Raw genomic sequence first — 12,555 nt, forward strand, 5'->3', positions numbered from 1 at the left:
TGTAAGACCTCGCTATTTTTTTACAATCCTATTATAACGCTCTGACGTTTCACTGAGGCTTACAAAAGGGAAAATCGCCATTCTTTCGTGGCGATTTTTCTTTTTATAACGCTGAAATCGGTTGATATAACTAATCTAGTGGAGTTCGGAATTGATTCATTATTATATTTTGGACAGAATTTTCCAAAATTGCCCCTACTCCCTCAACGAGACTGCAATGTTATTTTCATTTAGAGGCAACTCAAGAGTGTGTTGGTCATTTAGTAGCAGTAACGTGACCTAGGTTTACCTACACGTTACCAAGAATGTGAAAAATATGACTAACGTAATTGATACACCCATTAAATAATCTAGAATCAAGCAGCTAACAAGGGACAAAATAATTTTGCTTATCCTTACTTAATACGCTTTAAACCAGTAACATTTTTCATCGATTTTAAATGTGAGGACAAAAGTATCAAAAAGGCTTATCCTTTCGGATAAACCTTAATTTAATAACGTTTCAAGCTAGATTAAGCTTTATTTGCTGAACCAAATACATCGATACGTTCTTCAACGGCAACTGTAATTGCATCGAAACCTGGTTTCAAGAATTTACGTGGGTCGAAGAGTTTTTTCTTCATGTATTCTGCTTCGTTAGCGTTGAATTCTGCTACAAAGTTACGAGTTGCTTTGCAGAATGCCAATTGACATTCAGTGTTAACGTTAACTTTAGCAACACCAAGTTTGATAGCAGCTTGGATTTGATCGTCAGGGATACCTGATCCACCGTGCAATACGATTGGGAAGCCTGGAACAGCTTCAGTCAATTTTTGCAAGTGATCAAGGTGAAGACCTTTCCAGTTTTCTGGGTAAGGACCGTGGATGTTACCGATACCTGCAGCCAAGAAGTCAATACCAGTTGCAACCATAGCTTTAGCATCTTCGATTGGTGCCAATTCACCGTCACCGATGATACCATCTTCTTCACCACCGATTGTACCAACTTCAGCTTCAACTGAGATGCCTTTAGCGTGTGCTTTTTCAACAACTTCTTTAGCCAATTTAAGGTTTTCTTCAACTGGAAGGTGTGAACCGTCGAACATTACTGAAGTGTAACCAACTTCGATACATTCCAATGCATCTTCAAAGTGGCCGTGGTCAAGGTGAATAGCAACTGGTACAGTGATACCCATTGATTCTACAAGGTTTTCGATAAGTGCTTTACAAAGTTTGTAACCACCCATGTATTTAGCTGCACCCATAGAAGTTTGGATAAGAACTGGAGCTTGTTTAGCTTCTGCTGCACGCAAGATAGCTTGTGTCCATTCAAGGTCATTTGTGTTGAATCCACCTACAGCATAGCCGTTATCACGAGCTGCTTGGACGAATTTTTCTGCTGAAACGATTGCCATTAGTCAGGCCTCCTATTTATTTTTTGAGCTTCGCTCATTTACATTGTTAATTCTAGCACAATTCTTAATAAATTGCTAGTTTTTTAGTGAAAATGGGGGAGAAACCTTATGAAAAATAGCTTACTTTATTTTCCAGCCGTTTTCATGTCGGATTTTGCGCTGGCAATTTGCCATTTAACCTGGTCAAATCCTGTGCCTCCTAAGGAATTACGACGTTCTACTGCTGTGTGAGATTTGAGCGTTTCGTAGATATCTTCTTCTATTAAATTAGAAATTTCTTGGTAACTTTCGAGGGACACGTCCTGCAAATAATAGCCAGCTTTGGTGCATTCCAAGACCAACTTACCAACAATTTCGTGGGCTTCACGGAAAGGAAGTCCCTTAGAAGCAAGATAATCTGCTAGTTCAGTCGCATTTGAAAAGTCTTTCTCAGTTGACTCTGCCATGCGCTTGTCATTGACCGTCATGGTATTAATCATACCAGCCAAAATGTCGATAGCTATAGTGATAGTCTCAGCTGTATCAAACATACCTTCCTTGTCTTCTTGAAGGTCCTTGTTATAAGCCAAAGGCAGAGATTTCATAACCGTCAAAAGACCAATCAAATTGCCGTAGACACGACCGGATTTTCCACGGATAAGCTCCGCCATATCAGGATTTTTCTTCTGAGGCATGATTGATGAGCCTGTTGAAAAAGTGTCTGACAGAGTCACAAATTGGTACTCGTGGCTACACCAGTTAATGATTTCCTCACAAAGACGAGACATGTGCATCATGAGAATGCTGGCATTTGATAAGAATTCTAAGATAAAATCACGGTCAGATACAGCATCAAGTGAGTTGCTGTAAGGTTTGGCAAAGCCCATGAGCTGCGCTGTCAGTTCACGGTCGATGGGGAAGGTTGTACCCGCCAAAGCTGCCGCACCAAGCGGAGAAATGTCCGCATGTTTCACGTTGAACTCAAAACGCTCGCTGTCGCGGGTGAACATACTGTAATAAGCCATGAGGTGATGCCCAAATGAAATCGGTTGAGCGTGTTGCAAGTGGGTGTAGCCTGGCATGATGGTGTAGACATGCTTATCAGCCAAGGTCACCAAAGATTGACGTAGGTTGCCCAATTTTTCAATGACTTCTGATAATTTGTCCTTGAGATATAGGTGCATATCGGTTGCCACTTGGTCATTACGTGAACGGGCTGTGTGGAGTTTCCCTGCTACTGCACCAATTTCAGCGGTTAGGAGGCTTTCAATGTTCATGTGAATGTCTTCGTTAGAGACATCAAAGACCAGCTGTCCTGCTTCGTACTGCGCCAGCAATTTTTCAAGACCATCCTTAATAGTATCTGCTTCTTCTTGAGCGATAATCCCTGTCGCACCAAGCATAGTCACGTGAGCAATAGAGCCCTGAATGTCAAATTTTGCCATTTTTTGGTCAAAACTGATAGAAGCTCCGAACTCCTCAACCCATTTTTCAAGGCCAGCCTCAAAACGACCGCCCCATAATTTGTGATTTTCTGCCATAATCTTATCTCTTTTCTTACTTTTAACATCCAAAACTTGTTTTTGATATTTTCTTAGATAGCTCGGACGGAAGCCACCTCCTTCGGAGTTTCATTCCTAATTTTTGAGCCTAAAGTTTCAAAAATCCCGTTATCAGTGACACCTTCGCTGTCACTGATAATCCCGCTACGGCGAAAATATCAGTTTGAGCTCACTTCGTTCGCAGATTACCTACAAGTTCAGTTGTTACTTTTACTTAATATTAAACAAAAGCCGGGACCGTCGTCTCAGCTCTTGAATGTCTCTCTGGACATGAAGCCCGCAGGCTTTTTCGAGGTGTCTCTCTGGGCACTTTATCGAGATAGGGTAGTGTAAGAAAAGAGTTTCAGATGGAGCTCTCTGACTCCTTTTATCTGAAGGTTTTTCTTACAAAAATTCTTTTTAGTAATAGTTTCCTTAACGTAGCAAGTCTATCTAGCGGCTAAAGTCACTGATAGACTACGGCAACCACTATTGTAGATTGCCTAGCAACCTTACTAACTCCAATTGCAAAATAATATCGATTTTGCAATTTCCGTATCGTTGGTAGTGTGGACGCAAGCGAAGCCTGGACGGCTTCCATTGCTAATCTTGAGCCCCCTTTGCTTCCTAATTTTCAAGCTCAGGTAGAAATCGTCCACTGGACGTTTTCTACCCAAATTTTTCCGTTGTCAGTGACACTTACGTGTCACTGATAATTCCATTACGGCGGAAACTATCGGTGATTGGCTCACTTCGTTCGCAATTATTTGTTGTTTACTTGTGAGTTTACTTGTGTTGGTAGTCCCCATAGTTTGATGAAGCCTACGGCTGCGTCTTGGTCGAAGCTGTCTGCTGATGTATAAGTTGCCAAGTTTTCATCATAGAGTGAATTTGGTGATTTACGTGCAACTACCTTAGCTGAGCCTTTGTAAAGTTTTACTTTAGCTGTACCGTTAACAACTTTTTGTGTTTCTTTGATGTAGGCAATAATTGCTTCTGTCGCCGGGCTAAACCAAAGAGCATTGTAAATCAGGTTAGACAATTCATTTTCAAGGATTGGTTTGAAGTGTGAGACTTCACGTACCAAGGTGATGTCTTCGATTTCTTTATGGGCTGTCAAGAGAACAGTTGCTCCTGGGCATTCGTAGATTTCACGAGATTTAATACCGACAAGTCTGTTTTCAACGTGGTCGATACGTCCGATTCCGTGTTTACCAGCAATGACGTTGAGTTCTTGGATGAGGTCAGCCAATTTCATTTCTTTGCCGTTGATGGCAGCTGGTTTACCAGCTTCAAAGGTGATTTCAACGAATTCAGCTTCGTTTGGTGCAGCTTCTGGTGAATTTGTGATACCAAAGGCTTCTTCTGGGGCTTCATTCCATGGGTTTTCTAGGACACCACATTCGTTGGCGCGTCCCCAAAGGTTTTGGTCAACTGAGTATGGATTGTCAAGGTCAGCTGGGACTGGCACACCATTTTCTTTAGCGTAGTTGATTTCTTCTTCACGAGACCACTTCCATTCACGAACTGGGGCTACCACTTTCAATTCTGGGTCAAGCGCAGCGATGGCCACCTCGAAACGAACTTGGTCATTTCCCTTACCAGTACAACCGTGCGCGATTGTTGTGGCACCTGTTTTGTGGGCAATTTCAACCAATTTTTTAGAAATAACGGGACGGCTAAGTGCTGATACCAATGGGTATTTTTGCTCATACATAGCATGAGCTTGAAGAGCTGGAAGAACGTAGTCTTCCGCAAATTCATCCTTAACATCCAAAACGTAAGATTCAACCGCACCAACTGTCAAGGCTTTATCATGGATGAAATCAAGGTCTTTCCCTTCGCCGACATCCATACAAACCGCAACAACATCATAATCTTTTTTAAGCCATGTGATTGCGACTGATGTATCAAGACCACCGGAATACGCTAGAATTACTTTTTCTTTTGACATAATATTTTTCTCTTTTCTTACTTTTTTATTTTTATTAACTTTATGTGTATAATTATACTATTTAAAAATTATATGTCAACACTTTTTTGGAAAAAAATTCAAAAATATTTTGTTTTTTTGTGTTTTATTCCGTATTTATTGCATATTTACAGCAAAACTCTAAATCTAGCTTATAATATTTACGATTTATGATGAATATTTTCCAATAGCTACTAATAAAAAAAGCCGAGACAACTCTCGACTTCTTATCTATTACAATTGCGCAAGCATGTTATCAATATGCTCGATTGATTTCTCTTTACCGAGTAGGTAGATGGTATCTGGCAACTCTGGACCGTGCATTTCTCCTGAAACGGCGATACGGATTGGCATGAAGAGGTTTTTACCTTTGATGCCTGTTTCTTTTTGAACAGCCTTGATTTGTGGGAAGATGTTTTCTGATTTGAAATCTTCGTCTGACATGGCTGCCAATTTGTCACGGAAAGCTTTGAGGACAGTCGGCACGGTTTCACCTGCCATGAAGTCTTTTTCGGCTTCGGTCAATTCTGGGAAATCAGCGAAGAAGAGGTCAGTCAATGGCACGATTTCATCAACAGATTTCATTTGTGGTTTGTAGAGTTCAACCATTTTTTCAGCTTTATCTGTCAAACGACCAGCTTCTTCCAAGAATGGTTTTGCCATATCAAAGATGGTTGAAAGCTCAGCTTTTTTGATGTATTCGTTACTCATCCAGTCAAGTTTCTTCTGGTCGAAGGCAGCTGGTGATTTGCTGAGACGATTTTCATCAAAGAGTTTGATGAGTTCTTCGCGTGAGAAGATTTCGTCTTCACCACCTGGGTTCCATCCTAGAAGAGCAATGAAGTTGAAGACCGCTTCTGGAAGGTAACCTTTTTTACGGTAATCTTCGATAAATTGAAGGGTGTTAGTATCGCGTTTAGACAACTTCTTACCAGTTTCAGAATTGATGATAAGAGTCATGTGTCCAAAGGCTGGCGCTTCCCAACCAAGAGCCTCATAAACCATGAGCTGTTTGGGTGTATTGGCAATGTGGTCATCTCCACGGATAACGTGTGAAATTTGCATATCGTGGTCATCTATAACAACGGCGAAGTTGTAAGTTGGGTAACCGTCACGTTTTTGAATAACCCAGTCACCACCGATGTTGCCACCTTCAAACTCGATGTCGCCTTTAACGATATCAGTCCATTTGTAGATACCAGCTTCGTTCACTGCGATACGAACCGTTGGCACAATACCAGCTGCTTCACGTTCAGCGATGTAAGCTGCTTTTTCGGCTTCAGACATGCCAAGGTATTCGTTGATGTAGCGAGGTGTTTCACCAGCGGCTTCTTGACGTTCACGCTCAGCAGCCAATTCTTCTTCGGTCACGTAAGATTTGTAGGCTTTACCTTCTGCCAAAAGTTGGTCAATGTATTTTTGGTAAAGGTCAAGGCGTTCTGACTGACGGTAGCGTTCATGGGTTTGTGGGCTTTCATCCCAATCCATTCCCAACCATTTAAGGTTTTCAAGCTGTGAACGTTCACCATCTTCAACGTGACGTTTACGGTCAGTATCTTCGATACGAATGATAAAATCACCACCGTGATGACGTGCGTAGAGATAGTTGAAAAGCGCAGTACGCGCATTACCGATGTGTAACAATCCAGTTGGACTTGGTGCATAACGCACACGAATTTTGTTAGCCAATGCATTTCTCCTGTAAATATAATTATTCAATCTTTAATATTATACCACTAAATAAGTAAAATCCAATAAAAATCACTTAAAGAGCACGACAAACGCATGAAGAAAATGTGCACAACTTAAATTTTCATCGTGTGTATTTTATATGAAATTTTCTTGAAAATTATCGAGATATCTAGATTTTTTCATTCAACAGTACCCGTTTCCGAGTACATTATAGTACTATTTTATAAAAAATAACTCAAAATTTATGAAAAATAGTTTTCTGAAATCAATAGTTTCTTCATGCGTTTGTCGTGCTTACAGAGGTCAGAACAAGATTGGGAAAGACCATCTTTTTGACTGTATCCTCCTATCTGCGCGTTGTCGGGTCAACAGGCTAAGGCTGATTTCCCAAGGTCAACTATCAATCAACCACGACGACTAATAGTCATGAGAGCTAGCAATAGCCTACCAAACGAGAAAGGTTCCTAAAACTTGGGCAGACCATCGCTGACAGCTAGAACCTCTCGTAAAACTGCAGCAAGTGTTAGCAAGATAATCTAAAAGGAAATTATTTCAGTTACTAGCTGGAATTGCTAAACGAAACAAGCTGGCAGGCGCTACTCTACTAGATGCCATCACGCGATGCTACATAACCACCCACGCTACCATTATCCGCCTCCTTCTTACAAAAATCAAGGCGCTTCCAGCACAGTTTGCAAACGTTTGTACAAAAACCACTTTTGGGAATTGCAATCTCATTTGAGGGGACTATAATACAGGTATATTTAGAAAGAAGGTCATTGATATGAAAAAATGTCTCTTGAAAACAGGTCTCGGACTAGGCTTAGGAGCCCTTCTAGAACTTGCTTATTTAGCGAAAAAAACCGAATTTTTCAAAAGCGATAAAGAGCTCTACGATGAATTCGACTCTACCTTGAACTAGGAGGATAAGACCATGCAAAAGAAAAAAGCGATTATGATCGGGGCTGGTTTGTCAAATATGGCTGCCGCTGTTTACCTTATTCAAGAAGGCAAGTGGAAAGGTGACCAAATCACTTTCTATGCTCTAGATGACCACGGTGCCAATGACGGTGCACCAACTAGAGCCACAACTGATGAATACTGGAACAAAAACCATCCTATGGAAAATCAAACAGGTTATATTGCTCGTGGTGGGCGCATGCTCAACTACCGCACTTATGTGGACTTGATGGACCTGCTTGACCGTATTCCATCCGCTACAGAGCCCGGTCTCACTGCTGCTGAGGACACTCGTCAATTCGACTCAGCCCATCGGACTTACGACAAAGCTCGGCTATTGGCCAAAGGCCTTGGTATCATCGACGGTGGCAAACTCGGTCTCAACGGCACCAGTCGCAAGCTCTTAACCCAGCTCATCATGATGCCCGACTCTGAGGAAGAAAATCTTGATAATGTGACTATCGCTGACTTCTTCAAGGATAATCCTGAGTTCTTTGAAACTAACTTCTGGTACATGTGGGAAACGACTTTTGCCTTCCGCACTCGTAGTTCTGCTCAAGAACTACGCCGTTACATGCATCAAATGATTTACGAATTTACGCAAATCGAACACTTGGTTGGTGTCAATCGCACGCGCTACAATCAATACGAAAGCATCATGCTTCCTTTGGTTAATTACTTGAAAGAACAAGGTTGCCACATCGTCCTCAATCGTTTGGTAACTGACTGGGAATTCAAAGACAGCAAGATGCAAGATGAAATCACTGTTACTGGACTTCACATGACCAACACCGAAACTGGCGAAGAAGAATTGGTAGCCATTGACGACGACACAGCTGTTATCTTCACCAACGGTTCTATCACCGACTCAGCAACCCTCGGTGACTTCAACACGCCAGCTCCAGAAAATATGGACTACGGTGCTGCTTCAGGACTTTGGAAGAAAGCAACTGAGCACTTCTACAATCTCGGTAATGCCGATAAATTCTTTGCCGACCGCGATGCCAGCGAATGGGTTAGCTTTACCCTTACAACCAAGGACCACACCCTTCTCAATGAGATTACCCGTATTACCACTCAAGAACCTGGTAACGCCCTTAATTCCTTCATTTCTGACGGTGCTGTAACGCCTCTTGGTCAAAAAGATGTGACCATGTCTATCGTGGTTCATCATCAACCCCACTTCACTAGCCAACAACCTAACGAAACCGTTCTTTGGGGCTACTTCCTCTACCCACGCCGCCACGGTGAATTTGTCGATAAACCTTACATCGAAATGACTGGTAAAGAAATGCTTCAAGAACTTCTTGGACAATTGTCAAAAGTTGACCCAGGTCCAATCAATATCAATACCAAAGAAGAAGCCATCATGGACAGCGTCATCAACTGTATCCCAGTTTACATGCCATACGCTTCCGCTCTCTTCAATAACCGCGCCAAAACTGACCGACCAAAAGTTATTCCTAAGAACTCAACTAACCTTGCCTTCACTGGTGAATTTGTTGAACAACCTTACCAAATGATTTTCACTGAAAACAGCGCCGTCCGCTCTGGTGAAATCGCAGCCTACCACTTTGCAGGCATCCCAATGTCCCACCTGGTTCCAACCCCACGCTACGATAAAGATATTAAAACTCTGCTCCGTGCAGCTAAGAAAATGTTTGAATAACTTCGATGACTAACGAAACACCCTTCGACTAAATTGCCAAAGGGTGTTTCATTTTATAAATAAATCACTTCCAAATGTCCGAAGGCAACTTCTCCTTGGAGATAGAGGGTTTTATGAGTTTCATTCAAATTTTGTGGCACTTTGACTGCTGCAAATGAACTTTCAACAGATGACAAGACTTTCCAGTCTGAAGGGACAAACAGTTTCATATTACCAAAGCCGACTTCGACTTCAAAAGTCGCACTGTCACCAGCTATTTCAGATTGGTCAAAGTAGATATTGGCATTGCCAAAAGCCACTTCACGTTTGGCGTAGGTGAAGTCAGACTCATTGATGTAGAGATTTGAACTACCAAAGCTGACATCCTTATCGCTGTCGCTAAATTTTCCAGTGACGGTCACCAATCGACGCTTAGGTTTGACCAGTAAATCAACACCGACAGCCACCAAACCAGCTGCTACAAACATGGTCCACAGTGACAAAGTAACCCAGTCATAGACTGAATTTAAAATGATAAAGGTCACACCACCCAGAAAAATCGCACTGCCCCAATTACCATCCAACAAGCTATGCAGGGTCAAATAAGCAAAGACCAAGGTCCCAAGCATCGGCCACAGAGGCAGCTCCGCTAAGCCGAGTTGCCCTTGGAAAATAAGCACGCCCGCTAGGGCAATCAGTGCTACCCCTAAAATTGATTTTTTCATTTTCTTACCTCAATTCCTGTAATTTTTCTTTTAATAAATGATAATAACGTCTCGAAACATAAACCTCTTTCTTGGTGTCGTTAAAACGTATCCGACTAGAACCCGAGAAAGATTTGTCTAAGGAGTAAATCGATTTGATGTTAACGATGGCAGATTTGGAAATCCGACAAAAGGTTCTGGGCAAATACTCATCCAGTTCATAAAGCTTCAACTTGACCTCGTAGGCATCCTGCCTAGTATGCCCATAAATCTTACTGCCATCCGTTTCAAAAAACAGGACCTCATTAACATCGATAAAATATTCGCTGCTGTCCTTGTAAAATGCCAAAGTTGGTTTTCCAGCCTGCGCCAACAATTGCTGTATGGCAAGGACTTCATCGGTCAACTGCGGGGTTCGAATAAGAATTTCCACCTCCGACAGTCGGTCAGCCATCTCAATCTTGATTGTAACCATCCACTCTCCCTCTCTTTGTTAACATTATAGCAGAGCCATTTTGAGAAACAAGACCTTTCCCCTAAGTGGTCACATTCTGCCAGTAAGTGGTTATCGATTCCGTGGAAAATAAAAAACAGGCAAAGCGCCTGCTTTCATATCTAACTCTTCATGCTTCCGTGACTGCTATAATCTTGCCAGTATCAACATCGTAATAAGCTCCATTGATGACTACATCATCTGGAATCAGAGGCGATTGACGCAAGAGCTGGACATCTTCTTTGACGCTCTCAACCACGTCAGTGAAGGGTAGAAAATCTTGCTCTGCCACGTCGACCCCCAAATCACGCGCCAGCTGTTCCGCAAAAGCTTCATTTGTAAAGGTCTGCGCACCGCAATCCGTATGGTGAAGCACCACAATTTCACGCGTTCCCATCTGCTGCTGAGAAATGACGAGCGACCGCAACATATCATCAGTCACACGCCCACCCGCATTCCGCAAGATGTGAGCATCACCCAAGGCCAAGCCGAGCGCCTGAGCCACGTGCAAGCGCGAATCCATGCAAGTCACAATCGCCACCCGCGTCTTTGGTTTGATGGGCAGATGCGCCGTCCCATGCAAATCCACATAGGCTGCATTAGCCTTCATAAACTGTTCAAAATATGACATGATTGCCTCCTCAAGTCAAGCAAGGATAATCCTTTGATTATCAAGCTAAGGTTGCTATTATCTTACCATTTTCAAGAAGCGCTGTCACAAAAAAGGCTTGGCATTTACCAAGCCTTGAGATGCTATGAAAAGACACGTTTGAGCACTTCACCGACTGTTGATACCCCAATCACTTCAATCCCTCCAGGAATTTCGATACCAACCAGAGAATTTTTGGGGGCATAAACCTTGGTAAAACCTAGTTTGCTAGCCTCGTTGATACGTTGCTCAATCCGCGTCACCCGACGAATCTCACCAGTCAGCCCAATCTCACCGATAAAAGATTCTTGCGGATTAGTTGGCATTTCTTTGTAGCTGGACGCAATAGCTACCGCTACTGCCAAGTCAATAGCTGGCTCATCCAATTTAACCCCACCCGCTGACTTAAGGTAGGCATCTTGATTTTGAAGTAAGAGCCCACAACGTTTCTCCAAAACAGCCATAATCAAGCTGACGCGGTTAAAATCAAGACCCGTTGTGGTGCGCTTAGCATTTCCAAAAACCGTCGGCGTTACCAAGGCCTGAACCTCAGCCAAGATAGGACGAGTCCCTTCCATGGTTACCACAATAGCAGAGCCTGTCGCCCCATCTAAGCGCTCCTCCAAGAAGACCTGACTGGGATTGAGCACCTCAACCAAACCACCCGACTGCATCTCAAAAATCCCAATCTCGTTGGTTGAGCCAAAACGGTTCTTGACCGCGCGCAGAATACGAAAGGTGTGATGACGTTCTCCTTCAAAATAAAGCACCGTGTCCACCATGTGTTCCAACATACGAGGACCAGCAAGCGTCCCTTCCTTGGTCACATGCCCAACAATGAAGGTGGCAATATTATTAGTCTTAGCCAGCTGCATAAGCTCCGCTGTTACCTCACGAACCTGACTAACCGATCCCTGCACGCTAGACACCTCAGGACTCATGATGGTCTGAATAGAGTCAATAATCAAGAAATCTGGCTGGATTTTCTCAATCTCTGCACGGATATTTTGCATATTAGTCTCAGCATAAAGATAAAACTCGTTGTCAATATCACCTAGACGCTCACTACGCAACTTAATCTGCTCTGCCGATTCTTCCCCAGAAACATAGAGAACCGTGCCTTTATTTGCCAGCTGAGTCGATACTTGCAACAACAAAGTCGACTTCCCAATACCAGGGTCTCCACCAATCAAGACTAGACTTCCTGGGACAACGCCCCCACCCAAGACACGGTTGAATTCATCCATATCAGTCTTGGTGCGAGCGTAGTTGATGGAGGACACGTCCTTGAGTTTCGTCGGTTTTGTCTTCTCACCTGTCAAGCTGACACGCGCATTCTTAACCTCCTGAACCTCAACTTCTTCCACAAAAGAAGACCAAGACGAGCAATTGGGACAGCGCCCCAAATATTTTGGCGATTGATAGCCACACTCTTGACAGACAAAATTCGATTTCTTTTTAGCCATCCAAACCTCCTCTAGCCTTCATTTTATTATTCATTTTTATTTTGGAAAATGGCTAGC

General features: G+C 42.8%; 10 protein-coding genes. 2 read left to right on the forward strand and 8 right to left on the reverse strand.

Annotated elements, in window-relative coordinates:
• Positions 1-512: 512 nt before the first annotated feature.
• The 4 genes from IYQ92_RS06545 to gltX form a co-directional block, all read right to left on the reverse strand.
• Positions 513-1,394: a class II fructose-bisphosphate aldolase gene (locus IYQ92_RS06545; RefSeq protein WP_195675924.1), complete on the reverse strand. Its 882-nt coding sequence runs from the start codon at positions 1,392-1,394 to the stop codon at positions 513-515.
• A 125-nt stretch (positions 1,395-1,519) separates the two neighbouring features.
• Entirely contained in the window at positions 1,520-2,914 is a 1,395-nt protein-coding gene (argH, locus tag IYQ92_RS06550; RefSeq protein ID WP_195675925.1) for an argininosuccinate lyase, read from the reverse strand.
• A gap of 763 nt (positions 2,915-3,677) precedes the next feature.
• Complete coding sequence (locus IYQ92_RS06555; RefSeq protein WP_195675926.1) at positions 3,678-4,868, reverse strand: argininosuccinate synthase; 1,191 nt, start codon at positions 4,866-4,868, stop codon at positions 3,678-3,680.
• A gap of 252 nt (positions 4,869-5,120) precedes the next feature.
• On the reverse strand, positions 5,121-6,575 hold the full coding sequence (gltX, locus tag IYQ92_RS06560; RefSeq protein WP_195675927.1) for a glutamate--tRNA ligase: 1,455 nt from the start codon (positions 6,573-6,575) through the stop codon (positions 5,121-5,123).
• Positions 6,576-7,362: 787 nt separating this feature from the next.
• On the opposite strand from gltX, the gene IYQ92_RS06565 reads away from it, so the two are divergent.
• Complete coding sequence (locus IYQ92_RS06565) at positions 7,363-7,500, forward strand: hypothetical protein (protein ID WP_195675928.1); 138 nt, start codon at positions 7,363-7,365, stop codon at positions 7,498-7,500.
• 12 nt (positions 7,501-7,512) lie between these two features.
• A complete protein-coding gene (locus tag IYQ92_RS06570) occupies positions 7,513-9,207 on the forward strand; it encodes an oleate hydratase (protein WP_195675929.1) in 1,695 nt (564 codons plus the stop codon).
• A gap of 53 nt (positions 9,208-9,260) precedes the next feature.
• On the opposite strand, the gene IYQ92_RS06575 is transcribed toward IYQ92_RS06570, so the two are convergent.
• The 4 genes from IYQ92_RS06575 to radA all read right to left on the reverse strand — a co-directional run bounded on the left by IYQ92_RS06575 (position 9,261) and on the right by radA (position 12,498).
• Positions 9,261-9,911 (reverse strand): LiaF transmembrane domain-containing protein, encoded by a 651-nt coding sequence (locus IYQ92_RS06575; RefSeq protein WP_195675930.1) that lies wholly within the window; start codon positions 9,909-9,911, stop codon positions 9,261-9,263.
• Between the two features lie 4 nt (positions 9,912-9,915).
• Complete coding sequence (locus IYQ92_RS06580; protein WP_195675931.1) at positions 9,916-10,365, reverse strand: LytTR family DNA-binding domain-containing protein; 450 nt, start codon at positions 10,363-10,365, stop codon at positions 9,916-9,918.
• Between the two features lie 148 nt (positions 10,366-10,513).
• Complete coding sequence (locus IYQ92_RS06585; protein ID WP_195675932.1) at positions 10,514-11,014, reverse strand: beta-class carbonic anhydrase; 501 nt, start codon at positions 11,012-11,014, stop codon at positions 10,514-10,516.
• 122 nt (positions 11,015-11,136) lie between these two features.
• Complete coding sequence (gene radA, locus IYQ92_RS06590) at positions 11,137-12,498, reverse strand: DNA repair protein RadA (RefSeq protein ID WP_195675933.1); 1,362 nt, start codon at positions 12,496-12,498, stop codon at positions 11,137-11,139.
• Between the last annotated feature and the right edge of the window lie 57 nt (positions 12,499-12,555).

This window comes from Streptococcus sp. HF-1907, from assembly GCF_015594605.1.
Classification (GTDB): domain Bacteria; phylum Bacillota; class Bacilli; order Lactobacillales; family Streptococcaceae; genus Streptococcus.